Source organism: Pelotalea chapellei (assembly GCF_018531195.1).
GTDB lineage: Bacteria > Desulfobacterota > Desulfuromonadia > Geobacterales > Pseudopelobacteraceae > Pelotalea > Pelotalea chapellei.
Map to the genome: position 1 here is coordinate 169,572 of NZ_JAHDYS010000002.1, position 23,706 is coordinate 193,277.

Sequence of the window (23,706 nt, forward strand, 5' to 3'; positions counted from 1 at the left end):
CTACCCCTTTATTTCGATAATGAAATCACTGCACTCCAATAGATCACAATCAAATCGTTCTCCGGTGCGTTGGACGGTAATAGCAGGCATGTTTGGCATAGGCTTTCCTTTCATGCTGCCAAAGAAAGGCACAAATGAAAAAGCCACCAGGTCCTCGATCGTCTCGATCTTGAAATCCTTGGCGGCCATCGCCTTCTTCTCTCCCATCTGTTTAACGATAAATGCACCAACCTTGGCCGGAGTCATCGCACGTCGCTGAAGATAAATTTTGTTCAGACGCTCCTGTTCTTTCTTTTCAGCACTGATCTCTTCATCTTCCGCCAACTCACCATAAAAGGGTTGCCGCCGTTTATGCGGCTTTCGCACACTTCGATGTCCCAAAAGACCTATGGTGAGCCAACGAGTGGGCTGTGGTAGACCGTGTAATTCATCTTCTGGGGAATCATCAGACATTTGACCCAAAGCATTTAGCAAATTAATACCTCGATTGGTCATGTCGGGCACATTCCTGTCCATGTACCGCACCATTTCCGCTACACGTGATTCGAGACGCATGCGGTACAGATCGATCGCGTCAAGGCGCCGGTCAACAGAACGGAATATCCGGGCAATAAAATGGATATCGTTTACCAATTTGTCCATTGCGAGAGATGGGGAGAGATTCTTGTCCTCCTGGTAGACCTTGGACAAGATTTCCATCGTGACAGGAGTATATTCGATGTATTGCAGGAGGTTTAGGATGTTCGTACGGTGGCGAAAAGGGTTATTCTCAGCTTGGAGCGACTTGTAGTCAGAGATCAACAGCGTTTCAACGAAATCGTCGAAAAAAGTGGAAAGAGCTAGCTTCGGGCTATGTTGCCTGGTTATTATTTCCTGGAAACCGCGAAGGCCGGAAAAGATATTCTGTAGGTGTCGTGTGAAATCTCTTGCAGCACGGACAACTTCAATGAAAGCCCGGCCGTGAGTTTCTGGGTGGTTCGTTATTGCCTCTAACTGAACATTGATGGAAGCAATGGTGCTGCCATAGTTCTTCTTCTCTGCGTGGGCAACTCCTTCGAGTGCTTCGAGCAACAAGCTCGAATGCGGCGGCATAAGAACATTAGTGTTATATCCGTCAGCTTCTTCTTCCAGCCAACCCGTCTGTACTAATCGTCGGTAGATGTACTCTGCAGCAATACCAGGAGAATCCTTGACTGGTTCATCTCCATCTTCCTCTTGAACTATGTACAGTAGCCGCCCCTTTCGGGCGAGAAGCTCCTCGATCTCATCCTTAACCATAGCTCTACGAGGGAATGCAGCCTCATAGGCAAGATCCTCATCAGAAAAATACCTAAAGAGAAATAGCAAGACCTCTTCAAACAGGTACCTGTTTGGTCCCGCTAACGGCTTAAATATCTCGTCTGGGAGCTTTCCGAATAACAAATTAACCTCGGTGACCTTAGTACTCTCCGGCTTTTGTCAGATCGTCTGGCGGCTTTCGCAGGCCGCATGAGTGATACTTTAGCACAAGTATTAGACAGAATAAGTCGCGATCCTTGATTATGTGTTCTTCAATGGCAGACGCCTATTGAATCGGTGAGTTGTCCGCGCAAACATCCCGAACGCACCCACGCAGCCAGCGATGAGCTGGATCGGCATCCACTCGCGGGTGCCAGAGCAATGAAACCGTAATATCCGGTGTGGAGATTGGAAGAGGAAAACTATACATGCCGGCTCGCAGATTACCGGTGTGTCGCTCAGGAACACTGGCGATCAGATCAGATGCACGAGCTAATGCCAGCGCGGTCGAAAAGCCACCTACGATAGTGACAATTTCCCGTTCCAGTCCAAGCGGTTTCAAAGCTTCATCAATCGGACCCTGAGCAATCCCCCGGCGGGAAATGCAGATGTGCCTGCCGGTCGCATACCGGGAGGGAGTGATCTCGCCTTGGCTTAGCGGGTGTCCGATTCGCACCACGCCGATGAAACGGTCGTGGAACAGTGCCTGCGTACGCACCTCCGGACTGGTAGTCTTACCCACAACTCCGGTTTCCAGATCGACAATCCCGTCTCGAAGTGACGTGCTATCTCTGTTTACCTTCTGGATGAAGCACAGCCGCACGCCGGGAGCTTCCGCACCGACGCGAGCGATGAGGCCCGGTCCAAAATTTTCCACAAATCCTTCGCTTGTGCGCAGGGTGAATATCCGGACGAGGTGTTTAAGGTCTAGTTTCTCTGCTGGGCGTAGAACTGATTCTGCGTCCTGTACGAGCTGACTCACCCGCTCGCGAAGTTCGAGAGCTCGGGGGGTAGGAACGAGGCCGCGTCCTGCCCTTACCAGCAGCGGATCGCCCATCGTCGCACGCAATCGCGCCAGCGCTCGGCTCATCGCAGAGGGACTGAGCCGCAACCGTTGTGCTGCGCGTGCAACGCTGCCTTCCGCGAGCAGCACATCAAGGGTTATAAGCAAATTGAGATCTGGGATAGACATGCTTCAACCATAGCACAGCTTGATCGTGATATGGCGCAAAACGCACGAATAAAGTGCAAATGGTGCGTCTTCCGCCGTATCAGATAAAAGAATATATTATTTTTATGAACAACTCCGTGATCGATGTCTAGTCAGTTTAAGGAGATGCCTTATGAATAAGATCTTCTGGCTCCTGAAATGGGATAGAAATCCAAAAGAATTCCAGGGAAGTGAAGCTAATCCACTGCTGGTCAAGTATTTCAAGAACACTTCCATCACGGAAAGTGGAAGTACGGAACATATACCTTCGGGATGGGCACTCGCCAGCCTTTCATTATCAATGTTGCTGTCCTCGCTTGACACCAGCATTGCCAATGTTGCCTTGCCGACGTTGGCACAGGCCTTCACCGCCTCCTTCCAGGAAGTCCAGTGGGTTGTCATCGCGTATCTCCTCGCCATCACTACCCTAAGCGTCAGTGTAGGACGGCTCGGTGACATCATCGGCCGCCGACGGCTATTGCTGTCCGGAGTCTTTCTGTTCACGACTGCCTCGGTCCTGAGCGGCGTTGCACCCACACTCTGGCTGTTGGTTGCCGCCCGAGCAGTGCAGGGCCTGGGAGCGGCCATCATGATGGTCCTCACCATGACGTTTGTTGGTGAGATTGTTCCAAAGGCAAAGATTGGCAGGTTCATGGGGTTGCTCGGTACGATGTCCGCAATTGGTACCGCTCTTGGCCCATCGCTCGGCGGAGTTCTAATGTCCGGACTCGGCTGGCGTGCCATCTTCCTTCTCAACCTGCCTCTGGGTATCCTGACTTTTCTTCTCGCGCATACCTACCTGCCCGTCGATCGCCGACAACCGAAGATTGTACGGGCCGAATTTGACAACATGGGCACTCTGCTGCTTGTTTTGGCTCTCGGGGCTTACGCACTTGCCGTGACAGTTGGACGCGGTAATTTTGGTTCGCTCAACATTGCTTTATTGTTGGCAGCTGTCTTCGGAATAGGTCTCTTTTTGTTCGTTGAGGGGAGGGCAGCATCGCCATTAATCCAAATAGCGATATTTCGAGATCCAGCTCTGAGTGGGAGCCTCGCCATGTGTTTGTTAGTTACGACGGTGGTGACAACAACGCTGGTTGTCGGGCCATTCTATCTCTCTCGTGCGTTTGGGCTCGGAGCGGCTATGGTTGGACTCGTTTTGTCGGTCGGTCCGCTTGTTGCCGCGCTGACTGCTGTACCAGCCGGTCGCAGTGTAGACCGGTTTGGCACCCAACGTATGACTATCGTTGGACTCATCGCAATAGCGGCCGGTTCCGTTCTTCTATGCATAATACCGGCGATGAGCATCTCCGGCTACATTGCCTCCATCGCAGTCATCACCGGCGGCTATGGACTCTTCCAGACCGCCAACAATACTGCTGTCATGACAGATATCCGCCCTGACCAGCGGGGGGTCATCTCTGGCATGCTGAACTTAGCGCGCAACGTTGGTCGCATCACCGGTGCATCTGTTATGGGTGCTGTTTTTGCAATTTCATCGGCAACGAACGACATCACTATGGCGCGTCCTGAAACCGTGGCCGCTGGCATGCGCATCACGTTCGCAGTCGCGGTAATCCTCATCGTCCTCGCACTCGCTATTGCGGCTGTGAGTCGTGCTCTTGCAAAAAGCTCTTTGCATGCCGGAGATGTGGCCTGCCCTCCACACGACGTTGCGCATCAGGCGCCAAGCCTGTCAACCTGACGAATTTTAGTGACCACTTAACAGGAGAAACAGATGTCATCTCAGGGACTCGTTTCAATCATTACCATCTTTGCCGCGTGGTGCTTATGTTTCCCTTGTCACGCATTGGCAGCAGATGACTGCCCCGACCAGGATGTGTATCAGCGAGCAGAGCAATTTCATGGCCATACATGCACCGGACTGATCATAGGCATCAGAATTGGGATTGCAGCTAAAGAGGCACTGCGGGCGGCAGGGGTAAGCGGGTCATTGAAAGCACAGTATTATAGTAAATCCTGTCCTGTTGATGGACTTCAGATCGCCATCGGAACCACGTATAGCAGCAAATCCATAGAGGTCATTGATCACCAGGAAAACAGGTTGATTCTTTCAGATATCACGGGACGCCACAGGGTAGAGGCAAAGCTGACAGAGTTTGCTGATCAACAGCGACTGCTGTCGATTTCGCTCAAAAAGAAGATAGATAAACTGCAGGATGATGTTGAAGGAAAGGACCGTTTAGAACAGGGAATGGATGATATAAACTCCTGGTTTCGAACAGCGCCTGACGCGGAAGTAGTAGAGTTACGCTTTTTGTGAAATACGCCCAACGGATCTTAGCAACTCCTTTGGATTAAATCGTCCTCCGGTTGAGTCCCGGGGAGTATGGAGGAAGGTGCTGAGATGGGCCAAATTGGGGGTGTCCTTATACTAAAATAAATTGCATGTCTGTTAACCAGCAAGTTTTTCAGGTGCCTTGCTCAAGATGTCATTGATCGTAGCCGCCCTTACCTCGTTGGCATTCACATCACGAAGCAGTTTTTCAAGGCGCTCTACATCAGGCTGTTTCTCCAGCTCTGCCTTTAGACGTTCGACCATTCCGGTGCACCGATTTCTCTCTGATTGCAACATCATGTACACGCTCATATCCCAACGCTGAATACTTATTTCACCCGTCATTCTCTTTTCCTCAGCATGCAGCCGGCATAGCTATACCATCCAGCAATCTCGTGTAATTGCACTCCACTAGTAGCCCCGCAGGCCTCGCAGGTGTTTAAAGCCAACTTCTCAGCCATGCCGATCAAAGCTCGCTGTGCCTCATCGCCTTTTTTGACATGAAATCGTAGAGCCCCAAACTTTTCCTTAACCTGGACGGCCACAGGGACGGCTCTCCGGCGGGCTTTTCTCAATGCTATTTTCAATTCCGAGAGAGCGGCATCATTGGATTGCTTTCTCTGTTCACGGCTCCATATAGCTTGGTTTTCCGGCAGTTTCGACCGTGGGCCGAGGATGCTCTTCAAATCTTCCTCTAGCTGCCGCACCGGTTCTATTAGCTGGTTGCAGAGCGCATCCAGAATCGCAAACCAACCGTTACCGCATTCAAAACCCCAAAAGTTAGCTTTGAAGATTAGTGGATAGCGATTGCGCAGTAGTTTGTCATTTTCGGGAGTCAAGAGTTGTCCATTTGATCAGTTTTTACTTTATCCTTTCATCACCATCTTCGGCCGCTATTTGTTCCCAGGCCCCAAATTCTCAACTAATCATCGTTGGGCAAAAGCACTAAAGCACATCTAGGATATGTACAACTTGGGGTCGATAGTACTCCGCTCCGGCCGTCAACACCTGCAGATTAGGCAGAATTTTCACCTCGCCGCTACTGTGCGTGTGGCCGCAATGCACGGTCATCGACACCTCATGGTGTTGCTCCATTGCAGCTCTGAGTACCTCACCGGTGGCTCCGCAGGCAAAGTGCGGCAGGAATTCCGAACTGGACAGTTGCCCTTCGTGCCAGCAGGCTTCAGCGAACGGCGGTGCATGCAGGGCTACCAGGATTCTCCGGTAACCTGCCGCAAGTGCAGCCTTTAACTGATGTCGCAGGTGACTCGCCGCGGTATCCCCCAGATGGTTCTGCACCGCCAGGCGACTAACCTTGGATGGCTGCACCAGTTCCTCGATCTGATAATAGTCATTGAGCTGCACTTCTGAACCCCAGGGGTCACCCAGGCGGCCATCGGCCAAACCTTCATGGCCGATCAAGCAAGTGTCGGCGGTGAGATGCACCACCCCGGCCTTCGAGAGCCATACAAGGTTTGGCGTTCTGGCAGCAAGTGAGGCTATGCGCACATTTACGGCACGGATCGAGCTGCCGTAGTAGTCGTGGTTGCCTAGTATAAAATAGATCGGCAGCTGCAGCCCGTCCGCCAGATCACGCAGGTGGCCAGGGAGGAACGAAGCCACAGAAGTATCCCCGGTTAACAGGATGGCATCCGGTCCATATGAAAGGATCGAACCCACCAATTCCTCAATCTTGTCCCTGCCTACGAAATTCAGGTGTAAGTCAGTCAGCCAGACTATTCGCATGGCATCCCCCACAGTTCTCGCATATGGTTTTTGATCTAAAATCGTGTAGCTTTCAGCCGACGAAGGATCCGCCTCAAAACCTTTGCAAAACTTTTTGTTGTTACAGGAGAGGCAACTGGATCAATGTCCATGTCGAGGATGGCTGGTGGATCTTTGATACTGAGATCGATGACTTTATTAATCTCCGCAACAGCTCTGTATAGCCATTTATACCCATTTATACACGTTTATACTCAAAACCAAGTATACAAGGGTATAAATGGTTATAAACTCCACAATACTTTGTTTTTAAAGCGTTTTCCGCATAAAATCTATTTTTTGGTTTTATACGGAAAAACCTTATTTATTAGATTCTTGACTATAAACACGGCAAAAAGTTACTGGCTCCGCATTTTACTTCTTCCTGAAAAGCCGATTTCGAGTCCAAACGTTCTAGCTATTTTATCAAAAGTCTCTAAGGTGGGGTTGCCTCTATCTTTTTTCGGCAGTACTCGCGGATAGATCTTTAACACTTTTTCCGCATACTCTTTTTGAGTGAGACCTACGATTTTACGCATGGGCTTAGTTGCTTCGCCAATTGTTAATTCACTGAGAGTTTCAAAGAAATTTGCTTTTTCCTCCCTGCTATCACCGGTTTCTTTGGGCTCATGTCCCTCTCCTTACCTTCCTTGTGCACAGTTTTTCATTTTCGGGGTCAAGAGGTCCCTCTCAGTCTCATCTTTATAGACAAAGACAATAATGAGTAGAACATAACAATAGTAGATTTTGATGTCATTCAGAGGAGGGGATGCGTTGCCAGTTTTTACCCATTCTTTTCTACTGTTGATCGAAATGATTAAATGGACTTCACTCCTCTTCCTTCCCAGCCAAAGCGGGTTCTTTAAATCTTGCTATCATTACTGCTTTGACATCTTTGATATTGCTGCCGTCATACCGGACTACGTTCGGGTGGGTGAACTTGGTATTGTAGTCATGCGCGGGCATGATGACAAGCCCCCTGGGCCTGTGTTCAAGCCATTGCTCTATGTATTCGGGCCAGTCATCTACCAAGAGTGCGCCATACACTAATCCTTTGTGGTGTGTTATGGTGACACCTTCGATATAGTCTGATAGATGGCGATTACACCACTCGACTTTTTCAGCCCAAGCAGTGTGTTTACCATATGGTCCCTTTGTCAAAATTGAGATGGAGTAGCCTATCTCTTTCGCAATTTCCAAAACATCCCAACCAAGCTGGAGCTTTTTAAGCTTCAAGAACCAACCAGCTTGAGAAGTAATTACATGTCGTCGGGCTTCTATGTATTGTTGTCCTTTAAATAACTCAGGTGTCGGTTCATACTCTGATGCAATTTTTTGGAGATCATCGAGAAGTTGTCCGCAATAGTCTGCAAGAGTATCGTCCAAATCAAAAAGTGCTATTTTATTTTTTTTCATATGTTCTCCAATTGTTAAGAACTAAGCCTTCCCGGCATTATTCTATATTCTCCTGAATCAGCAGTTCTCTTTTATCCAGATCCAAGGCAACCAAGGATCCGTAACTGATCTCACCTTTACTGAAGCAACCGTTATCAAGGGAGATGCGTTTTGTAGCCAACGATTCCTTTATTGAAAATAACGGCGTCATGGTGTGACCTGCAACCAAAACTCTGCCTTCAATCTTCGAAGCATCCATGAAGAAATCCCGTGACCACAGCATATAATATGATGATGAATCTTTTATTGGATCTTTACTGCGAAAATCCAGTCCGGCATGTACGAAGACATAGTCATTTGTGGTTAAAACGTATGGCAATTGCCGCAGAAAAACCTGGTAGCGCTGCGGAATTGTTTCTGGTGAGTCTACGTTAAATTGATGCATCGTTGCCCACCCACCATTGCCGTACCAGACGGGCCGTTTAGATTCATCGTCTATCGCATTCAACAGCATTGCCTCGTGATTTCCTAAGAGCGGGCGGATATCATAATTTGATTCCAAAAGTTGTAGCAAGTAATCTAGCACCCCTTTGCTATCAGGGCCCCGATCAATATAATCGCCTAACAGGAACAGGGTATCATCCTGTTTCAGTTGCAAGATCACCTCTACCATTCTCTGAAAAGTTTTTATGCAACCATGAATATCACCAACAACAAAGCGCCGCCGGGTGATTGGCTTTGAGAACCTTTCCTCCGCCCATGCCCTCTCATTTTGTTTTTCTGGCTGAATCGCATCCATCTGTTTCACCTTCAATAGACACCGTATTCGATACGGCCAAGCAAACTCATGATCATTTCGGCGCCGGCGTTCGTGTCGAGGTAGTCCAAGGGTCGCGCTCCGCCTAAGGCATATATGGAGCTCTTGAGCCAAGCAACGGAATTCGCTTCCGAACCGAAAACATCCACGCACTTTGAATATACCAGGGCGACGGTGAGTAACCGGTCGGACATGTTGATGTCGAGCTTTTTACCTTTATAGCGCTGTAGGGTATTGAGGGAAACGCGGAGGAATCTGCTTAACTCGCCAGGAGAGATGCCCAGCTTATTGGACGCGAAGAATTCCTCTGCTTGGCAGTCCGTGCCGCACGAGATCGATCAAATCTAAATTCGTTTGTGGTTCTTCAATTCCAAGCACTTCAGCAACCACATGGTAACTCATAAATGATTCCTCAAACCTCAACCATTGAAATCGCGTATATAAGCAGTCAACGTTATCACGTGTTACCGAGCCTCAATAAGGGACGGGAGGTGGCAGTTAGGCCGCCTTTGTTGGCTTTATAGTCCCCTCTATACACTCATAATCCGCTCACAATTCTCTTAAATATGTGCTTGGTAGCTCTTTTCTATAATAGAAGATTTGTCTGCAGCCGTCTCTTTTACCATCAATTGCCGGTAGTATTCCCATTTTCACAAGCCGGCGGAAGAGTGCTGCTGGGCTAGTTCTCTGAATCGAAGCCATCTTCGAGAGAGGGATGTAAAGCTGCTCAAAAGCTACAATGTCAGAAAAGGACACGACACGACCTTTTTGCATACGTGTAAGATCTTCGTGAGTCGGCAAATATCCCTGATTGATGAGATAGTAGGCCACCTCTTGTTTTATCTTCATCAGTCGAGCCATTTCAGGAATTGAATATGATTTTCTGCTGGTATTTTTTTTAATAAAATTTTTACGAAATTCTGCTATTTCATCAGGCCAAAAAAACAAAGACGATAATCGGAACTGCCCACCTGTTTTATTAATGTTCATTCCTGCCACATGAATCTGTCCCGCCTTTATTAAGTGTAGAAACTCCGGCAAAAGATTGACTGTGGTCAGGTGCGCCTGACAGATTTGAGTAAATGAAACAGCATCTGCCGGTGGATTGGTTTTCGGCACCATCACTATTATTTTGCGAAGGAGAACCTTTAACCTCCTGCTATCACACCACCACGAGGCAAATCCACCGGATCCAGCTTTGGTTATTGGTTTTATAATATTGTGTGTCACTAGGACATCAAAGGCCTTGTGCGAGATCCCCATCATTTGACATGTCTGCTTTTTGTTGAGCAAATATTTTTTTAAGCGGCTGAATCTACCGACTTCGCACCGTTTCAAGATGGTGTAGCATCGGCCGCTAGCTCTTGGTTTCTTTTCACCAACCATTAGTCCGGAATCAATCAGCTTGTTCAGCCGAGTTCTACTTACATTGAATTTTTTAGACATATTGCCTATGAGAGTGTAATTACATCTCAATGCAGACGTTATCCGAGTATATTTTCCATCTATAACTCCTTTCCACTTGGTACGGACATAATCCTCAAATGCCTCTTTAATAAACTCAAACTCCTCATCATCATATAAACCCCGATAGAAGTGGCCAAAAGATTGTTGTAGCCCCTCACCTTTGAAGGCGCCACTTTCATCTCGCAGGCTTTCAAGGTATCGATAAAGTCCAGAAGGCCAATCTGCCAACAGAGAATGGATCACCTGAAAGGCGTTGACTACGTCAGATATGCTTTTGAGCCTTGAACTTGTATTAAATTGGTTCTTGCTGCCGATCCTGTACAGAAATCGGTACAGGTCACACAACTTATTAAGTGCCATTCTGCTCAGCAGCTCGTCATCGATGTCTGGCAGAGGGGAGTCAGGGATATCATCTCTGCCCATGGCGGCCCACATCTTCGTATTATAATAAAGCAGAGTTGGGTCCACAGGCACTGTCTGCATCTGAGTGAAATCGGACCCGCATTTGCACCACTTTATTCGCGTCATGTTCCAGCTCAGGTAAGAGGAGCACTTAGGACATTTATCAATCAACAGAATACGGTGATATGGGCAGACAGAAACAAAAACCACCTCCCACATACAATCAAGGATTTCCTTCTCCTTTAGGCACTCGGGACACACTCTCATCCTATTTGAATAATGCACCTCGCTAATGTGCTCTCCTACCAGCAAAGAATTGTTCAAAAATTTTGTTTCTTCAGTACTCAACCCAATTAACCTGATCAGGCTTTCGGCGATCTGCTCCTTTTTTTTGTTTTGGGGGGACCTCAATATGGGTTCCAGCTGAAAAAGGTACGTAGGGGAGGGGTAACCAGTCGCAGCCGCCAGGCGTATGATATACCCCCTACAACTTTCATTATCGTCGGGTACCACCTTTGGTATTGGCAGAATCGGCCCGGTTTTTTGGATGACATGCGAAATAGCCATCTCTTTTCCTTCTTTATCGAGGTCTATGCTGCTTTCGCGACTTCCTCTCACCAGCTTTTTGAGATCCCTCCACAACAGAAAGCGCTGCCTCAATGCGGCTACTATTTTGATCTGTAAAAGGGTTTATCTTAACCAGTCGGTTATTACAAACCGCCGTCAGGTACCCCGTTGCTAAATGATCCATGGTTATTGGGACGGAGTCTACAGTCGCAAGGCGGGCAGCTTCTCGAACAATGGACATTATATAACCAACCAAACCACCGGTCGCACAGTAGAACCTAAATGCGACCTCATGCTCGTGGATTTCCAAACCGGCTGCAAAAGTGTACCTTTGCTGAAGAGCTTTAAGAAAACCCTTCAGCATGTTTTGTGTCTCGGTCCTCTTCCAGTAGAACGGCTCCATCACATAGGCTTCGGTAAACCTCCGCTGTAACTGTTCATTAATAATAAATATTTCCCGACATCTTTCTAAGCCCACAATGACTGTTGGTATCTTAGCTTCATTAATCAGTCCCTTGAGCCAGTCAGATGCTGCATAGCTTAACTTCGCAGACTCCTTGTCAACGAGATTGTGGAACTCATCGAAAATTAATAACCTCGTGCCGAGTTTTTCAAGTAGATCAACAATTCTAACAGTCATTTGAACTACCGTACCACGATCATACATAGGGTCACCTATTGCGTTCAGCACCTTGGATGCGAATCCTCTTGCGGATGGATAAGAAGGAGTTTCAATATAGATAACCAGCTTTTCTGTTGGGCTGCCACCTACCAGTGAGGCTATATAGTCCTTGACCATGGTACTTTTACCAGAGCCTGAAGGGCCCAGTATTGGTGTGCATCGTGGATCTGGTGTACGGCCAAAACTGTCGTAACATAACTGCAACTCTTTTTGGGCTTCCTGAAAAAACTGATGATCAACAATAAAAGGATCCAACCGTTCATTCATACTGCACCTCATTTTTCAGCTGAACTAAAAATGCTAAAAAGTATGATTAGATGTCATGTCAGCCATTATGATCCGATAGTTTTGCTCGGACCCGGCAACCACAGTTGAATGTGTTTCATCGAGAATCTGGACGACCGGAACTTTTGTAACAGAATAACAACCGGTGCAAGACTTTCTCATAGCCTCAACGGCAACGCCCATTTTGTTCATATTGCACCGCGTATTCGTTTCTCAGGCTTCCGCGTTTCTTACCTTATAATTAGGAATTTCAACCATTTCATAGTCCTCTGGCCCACCTACTTCTATGGAACCTATGAATGGCAGGGCATCGGGAACAGGCGTCGCAAGAGACTTATTTCCGAAACTTTCCCTCCCCCTGGCTGCGGTTTTTCGAGTTGCCAACTTTTTGCTGCTGAGTGACTCTTCAAAAATTGCTCGTATACGTGCTTTTGCGGCATTCAACTTTGCCTGTGACTCCGGCCCCTCATCAGAAAGTGCTTCTTTGCGGATAGCTTTATGCAGCCAAAGACTGAGTCCTGAGGCATACGAAAGCCATGTGCAGGGAACTTTCAGGTATTCTCCTGCGTGCTCATCTAGCACGTGCACATATCCAAGATCACTGCGGTCCCATTTGACCTGGACTTCAATTTGCCCGTATTTCCTACGTAGGACCTGCAACATAGGGGAGCTATAGGTTAAATTATTAAGAGAAATGCCGTAATGGAAAAGTGTCCTCTGCTCAATAGAGCCGAGATTTACATCAAGCATTTCAGTAGACATTGGAAGTTTTTGGAGAGATGCATCTATTCTCATTCGCCATAGGGCCGCCGGTGTTCTCAATGTTGAGCGGTGTACCGTCTGATGATAAACGTCGCATAACCAAATATGAATTAGCTCATCAAGCCGTTCTTGTGTCACAGCTGCATGCTTCAATGAGCTGTAGTCACCTTTTTCTAGTATGTCTGAAAATGTCGTGCCTGGCATTTTGTGGATTAATCCCTCATTCATTGTCCTGAGGAATCGCTCGACAGATCCTTTCCACCATGGCTGGCGAACCGGACAATACCTAACCTCGATCAATAGATTCAGCATAGCAGCCTCAAAATCTCTACTATGGAACTCCTTTGCATTATCTACCACTATCAGGTTAATCAACCCCCAACAGGGCCAATCATTCACAATGTCAGGGTACTTTTTTTTTACATAATCTTTTGGTTTTATTGCGTGAGACAAACACTTCTGCACTGATACATAACTAGCGGGATCGTATCCGATATGAAAACCAAGTATATCGCGTGTACAACGGTCGATAATAACGGTTATGACCGGTCGTCCCAGTGGTAGAAAGGTTTCTGCATCAACAACAATTAGGTCGAGTGTTGTATGATCTATTTCCCCTCTCTCAAGTGGTTCCATAATGATCTCACCAGATAGATTTGCTTCTCTGAAACGAATATCTGCTGCTCTTTTCCCATATCTGGCTCTCGCAATCTCATATGCATCAACGGCTGCAATTAAATTTCTGACAAATTTCTTTTGGGGAACAGGAAGTTTCAAATGGACAGGCAGAGTTTCATTTTTTAAAGCGATCATGTGCTGAATGGCTGATAAAGTCTCATTTATCGAGTAACGTTTATTTTCATTTAAGTAGAGCCTTCTTATTTCAGTTAAAGCAATCTCTGCAACTTCTTCCGGATAACGTGCTTTTTTGTTTCCACGACTGCTGAAGCTTGGGATGAGGCTGCAGGGGTCTTGATGTGAAGTCCGAAGTGAGGTGGACCATCGTGCAACTGTTGAAAGGCTTGGAGGTGCAGAATCTTTCTGTTTTTCAGCTTCTTTTTTTAGCGCATTTGTCGCAGCTGTTCCTGAACTATCTTTTAACGCCTTAATGTATCCAAGCCTTCTCCTTGCTTCCTGCTGGAGTTTAATGTCATAGTCCCCGAAATTCTTCTTGATCTTCTCTTCGAGAGCCTCAGCATCAATTCCCTCTTGATAAAAATTGACAAATTGCAAATTCCCTTCCCGATAAAGACCCAAAAGTTCTTCCACCGTCATGATCTTTAACTCACCATCTAACTCCTTTTCCAACTGCCATCGTTCTCCTTCAAGTTTGCGGCGAAGTTGATGAATGGCCTTATAAATACGGATTCTTACGCCTGGGATAAAAGAATATTGGCTCATGAAGGTAATCTCGGTAGTATCTCTTGCTGAAACTCTGATAGCTCTCTCGGACGCCTTACTGCCTCAAAGATCGATTCCAGGCTAATTGCAGCTGATAAGTCCGTTGAAATAAACCCTTGAGACAGGAGAGCTCGTAATAACTCCTCCGTTAAGCCCGACACCCTTTGCATCAGTTGGAGGCCAGAAAGGCGGCATTTTCTTAAAGCATCTATGGCTTTTTCTCGCATTACACCATCGACAGCTATTCTACGATAGCGAAGCAGCTTTTGTGAGTTATGGAGCCGGAGGTCACTTTTCATGACAGCATCTGTAACAACGGCAAAACCGAACCCATGTTGCATTAAGACTTTTTCTTCAATCTTAAACCTGCTCTCGTTTTCAGGTGTTATTGCTTTTGAAGCTGGTTTCACCTCCTCTACGATGACAGAACCATCAGCTCTAAAAACTAAAAAATCCGGATAAAGTACCCGGATGTGGCCCTCATCATCTACATATTCAATCGCAAAAGGTTGTTCCCAGAAAATAATCACATCAGGATCCATTTCTAAAATGGTGGCACGAGCTCTTTCTAGTCCGTGGTCTATATGCATGTTGCGAATGAATTTAATGGTGGGGAATTTATATACATGCCCGTGATTAGATACCGAAATTACTTTCCGCGCTCGCAGCTGTCCAAGTGCGGGAAAGATTATTCGAGAAGGAGGTGTTTTCATAATGCCCCCGTTGCAGGTTCTGCTGTAAGTTAGTTTTTGATATCTCTCTATATGGATATTTATAATAAAATTATGTGGTACAAGAGTACCTATCTTAGATATTTACTAAAATTTTATATAGTATAAAAATTAATATCACATGAACAAAATTATTCAAGTGATGATAAAAAAATTTTGCTTTATTTATTATGGTTATATTATTTTTTATTAGTTGATTATTTTAGTTTAAAGTTGATTATATTCACTAATAGTGAAGCTATTAGTTTTATAAAAAAATTATCTTGTTATTGTTAATAGTATATTTATTCTTACTACCTTTGGCCTATTATTTAACACCTCGACAATTACTTAAAAATTTTGATGCATAGAGGCTTAAAGAAGAGAGGAGTAATTTGGATGTGGCTTCAAATGGCTGGCTCAATTAAGAGGAAAAATCCGAAGGGGTGAAACTTCTGGCAAGCAGATATCATAAATTATCTTGCTGGATTAGTACTTTTCTTATACAGCTTTCATCGTGAATAAAATCCTCATCTCATGGATAGGCAGAACCGATCTACGGGCGGTGGAAGAAAGCGCCACGATCGGCTTGGGTCCAATTGCTCAGGCCATTGGAAGCATTTCTTTTGATCAAGCTGTCCTTATCTTCGACTACCCTAAAATTGAAATCGATAAATACCTCCGTTGGCTCAGCGGAATAAAAAAAATACCCACCACCCTTCATCAGGCAACACTTACCAGCCCGACCAACTTCGGCGAAATATACGAAACTGCCGTTAAGACCATCATGGAATGTCTTGATGCGTGCAATTACAATGCGGAACTGACATTTCATCTCAGCCCCGGCACCCCAGCTATGGCTGCAGTCTGGATTCTGCTGGCAAAAACTCAATTTTCAGCACAATTGATAGAATCATCCAAAGAGCATGGTGTGAAGATCGCCAATGTCCCTTTTGATATATCAGCTGAGTTCATTCCATCCCTGCTAACCCGCAGTGATGAACGATTAGAGCAACTGACTGCCGGTCTCCCGCCTAATGCTCCTGAGTTTGACAACATCATTCATCGCAGTCCAAACATGCAGCGCCTTATTGCCAAAGCCCGCCTTGCTGCGCCGCGATCTGTTCCTGTGCTAATCGAAGGCGAGTCAGGAACCGGCAAGGAGCTTCTTGCCCGCGCCATCCACAAGACCAGCCCCAGACACTCCAAACGTTTTGTGGCGGTCAACTGCGGTGCAATACCCCAGGAGCTTGTTGAATCAGAATTTTTTGGACATAAAAAGGGTGCGTTCACCGGTGCAGTGAGCGATCGTAGGGGGTATTTCGAAACGGCCAATGGTGGCACTTTATTTCTGGATGAGATTGGTGAATTGCCGTTGGCAGCTCAGGTGAAGATTTTACGGGTGCTTCAGGAAAAAGAAGTTACGCGGGTTGGTGATACTAAACCTACAAGTATTGATATTCGCATTGTCGCCGCCACCAACAGATCACTGTTGACAGAAATAGCTGAACAGCGGTTCCGTGCTGACCTTTTTTACCGTTTGGCAGTCGCAGTACTGCATATCCCACCACTGAGGGAACGACAAGGTGACATCAGTCTTTTGATTGATTACTTCCTTGAAAATGACGACAGCGAACCCAATAAAAAGGTTCATAAAAAAATTTCTTCTACCGCAAGAAATCTTCTGCTTTCCCATCCATGGCCAGGAAATGTCCGAGAGCTTTTGAATACTCTCAGACGTGCATCGGTGTGGACAGCAGGTGACACAATTCAGGCTGATGATGTACGCGAAGCCTTGTTTTCTGTGGATTCTGTGCCGAAGGAGTATGTCCTTAACCGCTCCATCAGTGAAGGGTTCAATATTCAGGAAGTGATTAGCGAGGTCGCTCGGCATTACCTTGCGAGGGCAATGGAAGAGACAGGTGAAAATAAGTCTAAAGCCGCAAAGAAGCTGGGCTTGTCGAACTATCAAACCCTAACTAATTGGCTTGTAAAATATGGTCTGGAACAATAGTGGCACGGTGGTTGCTCTATAGAAGGCATGCTCGCTGAATACATGGAAACTACACCAGAAACTCTACTTTTGAACTGTCTAACTGACAGGGAAGCTTATGGAAATAGTAAACTCTTTACTGAAATTTCGATTCCTTCACTCTCTGCAATATTAGATTCAGAATTGGCATATATTGCCGCTTTATGGGCCCAATGTTTGAGGCCGCTAAATCCATCCAACAAACACAAAGGGTAACCGTAATGAAAAAAATAAAATTAGCGGTATTCGACCTTGAAGGCACCATTTTCCGCAACTCATACCGAGGGAAAGATTTCCCAAGTCTGTGGGCAGTAATCTGCAACCTTTGTGGTCCAGACGCGGCCAAAGAAGATGATGGCAATCGCGAAAAGTTTTATGCCGGAAAGTACGCTGGCTATTCAGAGTGGGTAATTGACACCCTGAAGATCCATCAGAAGTATGGCCTAAAGCGAAATCAGCTCGAGTCACTGATCAACTCCATCGACTACTACCCTGGCGTCGCAGAGACCTTTGAAGCCCTTCGACTGCAGGGGATTAATATCGCTATTATCTCTGGTGGTTTGAAGGCTCTTGCCGACAGGGCAGCTATTGACTACAAGATCGAGCACTGCTTTGCGTCAGCAGAATATTTTTGGAATCAGGATGGGACTGTCCGCCATTGGAATGTAATGCCTACGGATTTTGCCCACAAGAAGTCTGTGCTGGAGATCCTCAGCAGGGACTTGGGGATATCCGCTGATGAGTGCCTCTTTGTAGGTGATGGCAGAAATGACCGAGCCGTTGCTGGCCATTGTGCTTTAAGCATTGGATTCAACCCCCATGATGAGTTACGTCCAGATGTTGATGTAATCATTGAGCAGCCCAAGGGTGCGGAAAATCTTGCCGCTGTGCTGCAACCGATTGCTCGCTATCCCCATTACACGCTGAATGATTTTTGTGGTTATAAGATCTGGAACATTCGCAGGGAGGATGCCCCTTTCGATACGATTATTGCTGGTACGCTTTCTCAAAGTGGACAGCGAGATGCTTACCATGCTTTTCTGGTTCGTAATGGCTTGACTTCCAATTCAGCGGACTCCTATTGCTCATACATGAATAACCTCTGTAGAAACATTGCTGCTATTTCCTGGAATGAAGCAAGTCACTCCACTGCTTTTTCCGTGTTGGTTAAAAATGCAGCAACATGTCGCACTGAAGAAGAATTCATCAATGCCCTCCAGACACCGCTAGCAGGAGAATACGGCCGCGAAAACGATTGTACATCCGCAGCCAAACAGTTCTGGCGCTACGCCCAGTAAAATCACTACCTGATTCTGGAGATATTATGGCGGAACTCTCAAAAGAAGCTCGGTTAGCCAACTATATGATCGGCCGCTATCGCTTAGGCTACGGGTATCTGGCCATTTACCTGTCAGCGGTGCTGTTCGAGCAGGTGATCAACCAGAAGTATGACACTCAATCGAAGCGTCTTAAATCAAACGAATCCAGCGATATTACCCTCGACAAGAAGATCCTGGCCTTGGATGAGGTAAGCCTGTCAACTGACTCTATCAAGAAGTACAGTAATATTTTTAAGGTTTTCGACGATCACGGAAAAGAAAAACCGATTGGCAGCAATCGATATGGTCACATCGGGAGGCTGCTTAACTTCAAAGGGGTACGGAATGATGTGGTTCACTCGCTGGACCTCGATTACATTACAAAACATCAGGCTGTTGTTGAAGAGATGATGCTGTACATCTGGAACGAGCTTTCTCCAGACCAATTTAAATCCATGTATTCAAGAGCAAAGGATCAGAGTCCCGGGGGTATCATCGGCACCATTTTTGAGACTACCGCTGATTACATGACAAGAGCCGTTGATGAAACTATGCCTAAAGTCTGCAGCGAGAAATTCAAAGGCATAACGACCACGCATTTTGAGAACATGTTCGAACTAAGAAGGGCAATGGCATCATTACAAATCGAATTACGTGGGTGGATAGCAGAAAAAGCAGATTTTCTATGTACGGATGTTCTAACGACAATAGATACAACCAGCGCATATATCTGGATGCCACTAGTACCGCGCAGAGATGATCTGGGGAAGATCCGTCTGGGCATACGAGGCGCCTCTGTTTCAATACTTGCAACGCCGCTAGATTTCAGGATCTATCTCGAATTTGGCGGATGGGCCAAAGAAGAACGATTGGCGTACTATCGCTTTCTCACTAGTGCTGAATATGAAGACTTTCATTCTTCCATAGGGAGGAAGCCCGACATGATGGTCTTTGATGTGGATTGGTACAGTGCCCGCTTCAATGAACGTCCATGCACAGGTTGGCTGGAAGAACGAGAGCAATCAATTGCAGATGCACTGGAAAAACTAAGCGAAGCCTCTAAACGCCCGGTCACCTGGAATCGCATGCTGCATGGTTACCTGATCCCTCGGGACAGCTTGAAAGGCGATAGAGCTATTGATATGGAGCTGATAGGGCCTAAATTGATTGACATCATCGCCCTCTACGAGGTCTTCGTTGTTTTCTGCACCAAGGAAAGAGAGAAGGAATATGCAGGATAAAAATGTATCCACCAGCCATGGATGCGATGCCGATACCATTTCCCGGTATCACACACTTCTGGCACAAGCACATAAGGCCAAGGAAAACGCTTATTGTCGATATTCTGGATTCAAGGTCGGAGCTGCGTTACTGGCAAAAAACGGCAGCATTATCACCGGCTGCAATGTTGAGAATGCGTCCTACGGACTCACCATATGCGCTGAAAGGGCCACTATTGTTAAGGCGGTGTCAATGGGTTATCGGCCGGGGGATTTTGAGGCTATTGCGATTGCTGCAAGTAATCCTGATTTTTCACCCTGCGGGGCCTGCCGAGAAGTAATCAATGAGTTTGGCGATGACATGATGGTTATTTTTGAGTTTAAGGGAGAAATTATAACCACTGAACTCAAGGAGCTCTTGCCATTCAGTTTCAAGCTCTAGTGTTAGAGTGCCTGTCGGTAAAAAGATTGATGGGGCAATTAACAGCCTTGACGACTTGTCTGAAGAACAGTTTCAATAGCCGACTCTGTTATCCAAAAACCGCTTTGGTTAAATCATAATGCAACGCCTGCCGGCCAGAAAGACTGTTCAACGGTGCCGAAACGTCAATCGTAGCCACTACTATCTGCTTCGAGATGCCGCTATCAGAGTCCAACACGCTATTGTTGTGCTCATATGTTGCTACAATGTCAGCCAGGTTTGAAAACCTTGGATACAGCAGAACCGTCCGAGGCGAGTCGAATTCTTTGCCATAGGCATACATCTGGTACATATCGGCTTGAGAAACATTAGCATAAGACTTGTCCATATCGAGGCGTTTCCACTTCGTATCCAGCAGGCAGAGTGTAGACTTTCCATGAAACACCCCCAGGTCGGGGCATAATCGGAATCGTCCTCGTCCGTTTTGGTTCAGCAGGCTTTTACCGCTAACCTGGGATTGTACATTTACCGGTCTGCCAGCCAGTGCATGGTGCAACTCTGCGGCAATGAAGCGTTCGAAAACCTCGTTCATGTCGAACATGAGAGAATATACCGCATCACCAGCAGGCGAGGACGATGGAGAGCAATTCCGCAGGATAATCTTGGCAAGATTGACCAACGGCTCGAATCGCTTAATCTGGCGATCCACGCATACACGCTCGCACTCTCCCGCCGAAAAGTCGATCAATGCAACTGTCTCGAAATCCGGCATTAGCCCCTTGGCCTTCCGCGAGACCTGTTCACAGAGTTTTTGCCGCTGGCAGCGGTGTAGTGCTGCTTTGAGGAGTTGTGCGACCGTATTGTCCTCGACAAATTCGTCAGAAGCAGTGAAAAAACGTTGCTGTTGGATGCCATTCAACTTGATGTGCTCGGGTATAAGAAGCTTCCCCCTGAGATACTGGCGGTTTTCAGTGAGAGTGACATAGCGTTTAATCGGGCCACGGCGCCACTCGCGGGCAAGGTTATCGACGTACAGATCTAGGAATGCTGCCAATAAAGGCTTGCTGTCATAGGTCAACCTGGCGATTTCCGAGCGGGCCAATGACACATACCCGGCTGCTGCCACCATGGTCAGAAGATTTTCTCGAGTTGGCGCATCTGGAAGCAGTTCGGCCGAAGAGTCGATTTTAGGGATAACTTCAATCGACTTGTCGCCTATACCGAAGGTACCGACCCAGTTTGTGGCCTTTATACTGCGATAACCGAATGCAAACAGTTTGTTGCCTGTCTGCTCCTGGTACGTACTGATTACCGATAGTTCTCGAGCGGTAATCGTCTTGGTCGTTGATGACCAACGTGACCCGATAAGACAGCTCTCGAACTCACGCAGGACCATTGTATTTGGGTCTTTAAGGGTCACAATTCGCCCTTGTAAATTTTCATAATCGACTCAGGCGCAATCTGCGGTGGAACCTCATAGATTCTACGGGCGGAGAGATGTGAATCACTGGCACCAAATAGTGAGCCAACTCGTACCAGCCGGTAGCTTATGATGGCATTCTCTTTCGATTTTGGTCGTCCGTCTGTGTCTGTCGTATCTTCGAGATCATCGAATACCAGTTGAATCTTCTCCCAGTCCTCGTAGAAGTATTCCTGCAGCAGCGGAATGATTTTGGTCAAAAACACCCGTTCAAGGTCTTCATAGGACTTCAACCCCAGGAAATATGCATGCCCGATACGGTGATCACGGTCATAAAGGAACTCGATACGGTCGTTGACCGCCTCCAGGAGCTTTTCTAGGTCAATTGTGTCCTCCCCGTCAGGTGTTGGGATGTCTGCAATACCGGCCAGGCGAATAACGTCAGGACGAGGCATGATTTCCCGGAACTCAAAGCGGCGGCGCAGTGCCGTATCGAGCAGTGCAATCGAACGGTCTGCCGTGTTCATGGTGCCAATGACATAAAGGTTGTCTGGTACGCCGAACAGAGGCTCAGCCGGATTCTGAGAGTGGGTATAAGGGAGACGGACCTGGAGACCACCGGTCCATTGCTCTGCAGCAGCATCCCAACTCATCCGCTTGTCGGCCTCAAGAAGCGTAATTAACTCACCGAACACCTTTGAGATATTGGCACGATTGATTTCATCGATGAACAGGGCGTGGGGCTGCTGCGGGTCGGCCATGGCTTTGGTTACGGCCTGCTTAAAGATGCCGTCCATGACCGCATAGCCGATGGCTCCGCCTACTTCTGCATCGACAACCGGCTTGATTCCCTCCACAAATTCTTCATAGCAGTATGATTGATGAAAGGTCAGGAAGCTGTAGCGCTGGACTTCCTCTTCTGCAGGCTGGAATTTGGCAATTGCCTGTTGAAAGGAAAGTAGCTCCGGTACTTCCGTTTGGACCAACTCTGCGTCAACTGTCCAACTGCCACTGGAATCCTTGGCAAAAATCAAAGGTTCAAGGCGCTTGGTGTACAGGACATGCGGGCAATCCGTCACGGTGTGTGTCTGTAGCATAGCCCAAATCATGGCGCGTGAGTTTTTCTGTGCCATGATCCTGTCCTTGGCCTGGAGTAAAGGATGCTGATAGATTTCCGGCACTCGAGCTTTTTTCAAGTCGAGTAGCACCAGTGCCACCACCTGCCACCATGATAGTTCCGCTACAAGTTTCTCCAGAAATGATTCCCGGGACTGCTGGGTCTTGCTGGTGGTAAAAAGGGGGAAATACTCGTTCTGCAACAAGTACGTCTTTCCTGTCCCCGGTGGGCCGTACAGAATCAGGTTTAATGGAATGATCAGCGCCGCCGCCGGCGTTGGTGCATCACTTGCCGACGGTGTTCCCGCAGTGGTGTGTGCCGGAGGAGTGGCAGCTACCGGCTTATTCTCCTTGGCGCTTTGCACGCTGTAGTAGAAGGACTGAAGGTCAATCATATCTCTTGGCTGAAATTCGGCCAGTTCTTCCTTCAGTGTATCCATTAGGGCAAGGACGCGCTTATACTCAGCGACCGTCAGAAACTTGCCACCACCAAGGTGCGTTTCACCGATGCGCCGTAGGAAACCATCAAAGATGCTCGGCTTGATGAAGATGTGTTGCTTAGGATTCCAGAAACAGAGAAAGAAGGTAGGTATTGCTTTGCTTATGAAAGCTGGGCTGCCGTTTTCCTTGAGCCATGCAAGAAGGTTCTGCAGCGGTTCGTCTATGGTGAGGTCGGTGCCAGCCGCTTTCCACAGTGCATGAAGCAGTGACATGAAGGCACGGGTTGATGCTTCGGTGGCAAGGATTTCATTGTAGAAAAGCGCCTCGTCCCGCCAGCTGATAAAGTTTTGCGGATAGCTGAGCCCTGGTAGTTTTTTTACAAGGAGCTGTTTTAGCTTTTCTTTGAAGTCCTGAACCGAAAGCGCTCCGGAGTCCGCTGCAACCCACTCGTCAAACAAGTCGTGCAACAGTTGTGACGTAACCCGCTTGTAATGATCCTCTCCATCGGTGTAGCCGGTTCCACAGTCAGCAAATGTCTTGAACTCCGGAAACTCACTCAGGAAGAGCTTTTTCAGTTCGGCGATGTTAATCATGTAAACTCCGTGTGATTACCCGAAATTAAATTGCGATTTGCTCTCTGTCAGATTCTCTCTTTACAAAATAAGCGGCTGCAATCCCTTTTGGTTGCTCATTCGTCA

20 protein-coding genes are annotated in these 23,706 nt (G+C 47.2%); 6 read left to right on the forward strand and 14 right to left on the reverse strand.

What is annotated here, in order from left to right; all coding sequences use genetic code 11:
• Both KJB30_RS02680 and KJB30_RS02685 read right to left on the reverse strand, forming a co-directional pair.
• Positions 1-1,422, reverse strand: coding sequence for a Wadjet anti-phage system protein JetA family protein (locus KJB30_RS02680; RefSeq protein ID WP_214296393.1), 1,422 nt, complete (start codon positions 1,420-1,422; stop codon positions 1-3).
• Between the two features lie 142 nt (positions 1,423-1,564).
• Positions 1,565-2,470, reverse strand: a complete 906-nt coding sequence (locus tag KJB30_RS02685; protein ID WP_214296394.1) for a LysR family transcriptional regulator — start codon at positions 2,468-2,470, stop codon at positions 1,565-1,567.
• Positions 2,471-2,621: 151 nt separating this feature from the next.
• On the opposite strand from KJB30_RS02685, the gene KJB30_RS02690 reads away from it, so the two are divergent.
• Positions 2,622-4,193 carry an MFS transporter gene (locus KJB30_RS02690; RefSeq protein WP_214296395.1) on the forward strand — a complete coding sequence of 524 codons (1,572 nt, stop codon included), beginning with the start codon at positions 2,622-2,624 and terminating at the stop codon, positions 4,191-4,193.
• 33 nt (positions 4,194-4,226) lie between these two features.
• Positions 4,227-4,772 (forward strand): FmdE family protein, encoded by a 546-nt coding sequence (locus KJB30_RS02695; protein ID WP_214296396.1) that lies wholly within the window; start codon positions 4,227-4,229, stop codon positions 4,770-4,772.
• Between the two features lie 132 nt (positions 4,773-4,904).
• On the opposite strand, the gene KJB30_RS02700 is transcribed toward KJB30_RS02695, so the two are convergent.
• From KJB30_RS02700 to KJB30_RS02745, 10 genes are all read right to left on the reverse strand, one after another.
• A complete protein-coding gene (locus KJB30_RS02700) occupies positions 4,905-5,132 on the reverse strand; it encodes a chorismate mutase family protein (protein WP_214296397.1) in 228 nt (75 codons plus the stop codon).
• On the reverse strand, positions 5,129-5,626 hold the full coding sequence (locus tag KJB30_RS02705; protein ID WP_214296398.1) for a hypothetical protein: 498 nt from the start codon (positions 5,624-5,626) through the stop codon (positions 5,129-5,131). The genes KJB30_RS02700 and KJB30_RS02705 overlap by 4 nt, the downstream gene beginning before the upstream one ends.
• A 106-nt stretch (positions 5,627-5,732) precedes the next feature.
• A complete protein-coding gene (locus tag KJB30_RS02710; RefSeq protein ID WP_214296399.1) occupies positions 5,733-6,533 on the reverse strand; it encodes a metallophosphoesterase in 801 nt (266 codons plus the stop codon).
• Positions 6,534-7,379: 846 nt separating this feature from the next.
• The gene (locus KJB30_RS02715; RefSeq protein ID WP_214296400.1) at positions 7,380-7,967 is read right to left on the reverse strand and encodes a 5' nucleotidase, NT5C type; all 588 of its coding nucleotides are present in this window, start codon (positions 7,965-7,967) and stop codon (positions 7,380-7,382) included.
• Between the two features lie 37 nt (positions 7,968-8,004).
• A complete protein-coding gene (locus KJB30_RS02720; protein WP_214296401.1) occupies positions 8,005-8,745 on the reverse strand; it encodes a metallophosphoesterase family protein in 741 nt (246 codons plus the stop codon).
• Positions 8,746-8,756: 11 nt separating this feature from the next.
• Positions 8,757-9,098, reverse strand: coding sequence for an Xre family toxin-antitoxin system antitoxin (locus KJB30_RS18355; RefSeq protein WP_214296549.1), 342 nt, complete (start codon positions 9,096-9,098; stop codon positions 8,757-8,759).
• A gap of 214 nt (positions 9,099-9,312) precedes the next feature.
• Positions 9,313-11,199: a TniQ family protein gene (locus KJB30_RS02730; protein ID WP_214296402.1), complete on the reverse strand. Its 1,887-nt coding sequence runs from the start codon at positions 11,197-11,199 to the stop codon at positions 9,313-9,315.
• A gap of 13 nt (positions 11,200-11,212) precedes the next feature.
• Positions 11,213-12,148 carry a TniB family NTP-binding protein gene (locus tag KJB30_RS02735; RefSeq protein WP_214296403.1) on the reverse strand — a complete coding sequence of 312 codons (936 nt, stop codon included), beginning with the start codon at positions 12,146-12,148 and terminating at the stop codon, positions 11,213-11,215.
• 231 nt (positions 12,149-12,379) lie between these two features.
• The gene (locus KJB30_RS02740) at positions 12,380-14,329 is read right to left on the reverse strand and encodes a TnsB C-terminal domain-containing protein (protein ID WP_214296404.1); all 1,950 of its coding nucleotides are present in this window, start codon (positions 14,327-14,329) and stop codon (positions 12,380-12,382) included.
• Positions 14,326-15,042: a TnsA endonuclease N-terminal domain-containing protein gene (locus tag KJB30_RS02745; protein ID WP_214296405.1), complete on the reverse strand. Its 717-nt coding sequence runs from the start codon at positions 15,040-15,042 to the stop codon at positions 14,326-14,328. The genes KJB30_RS02740 and KJB30_RS02745 overlap by 4 nt, the downstream gene beginning before the upstream one ends.
• A gap of 562 nt (positions 15,043-15,604) precedes the next feature.
• Here KJB30_RS02745 and KJB30_RS02750 point away from each other — a divergent pair.
• The 4 genes from KJB30_RS02750 to cdd all read left to right on the forward strand — a co-directional run bounded on the left by KJB30_RS02750 (position 15,605) and on the right by cdd (position 20,052).
• A complete protein-coding gene (locus KJB30_RS02750; protein ID WP_367618914.1) occupies positions 15,605-17,053 on the forward strand; it encodes a sigma-54 interaction domain-containing protein in 1,449 nt (482 codons plus the stop codon).
• A 239-nt stretch (positions 17,054-17,292) separates the two neighbouring features.
• A complete protein-coding gene (locus KJB30_RS02755) occupies positions 17,293-18,369 on the forward strand; it encodes an HAD family hydrolase (RefSeq protein ID WP_214296407.1) in 1,077 nt (358 codons plus the stop codon).
• Between the two features lie 26 nt (positions 18,370-18,395).
• Positions 18,396-19,631 (forward strand): hypothetical protein, encoded by a 1,236-nt coding sequence (locus tag KJB30_RS02760; protein WP_214296408.1) that lies wholly within the window; start codon positions 18,396-18,398, stop codon positions 19,629-19,631.
• Positions 19,621-20,052: a cytidine deaminase gene (gene cdd / locus KJB30_RS02765; RefSeq protein ID WP_214296409.1), complete on the forward strand. Its 432-nt coding sequence runs from the start codon at positions 19,621-19,623 to the stop codon at positions 20,050-20,052. The genes KJB30_RS02760 and cdd overlap by 11 nt, the downstream gene beginning before the upstream one ends.
• Positions 20,053-20,140: 88 nt before the next feature.
• Here cdd and KJB30_RS02770 read toward each other — a convergent pair whose 3' ends face one another.
• Together KJB30_RS02770 and KJB30_RS02775 are read right to left on the reverse strand one after the other, a co-directional pair.
• Positions 20,141-21,451, reverse strand: coding sequence for an McrC family protein (locus KJB30_RS02770; RefSeq protein WP_214296410.1), 1,311 nt, complete (start codon positions 21,449-21,451; stop codon positions 20,141-20,143).
• A complete protein-coding gene (locus KJB30_RS02775) occupies positions 21,448-23,601 on the reverse strand; it encodes an AAA family ATPase (protein ID WP_214296411.1) in 2,154 nt (717 codons plus the stop codon). The genes KJB30_RS02770 and KJB30_RS02775 overlap by 4 nt, the downstream gene beginning before the upstream one ends.
• Positions 23,602-23,706 lie beyond the last annotated feature (105 nt).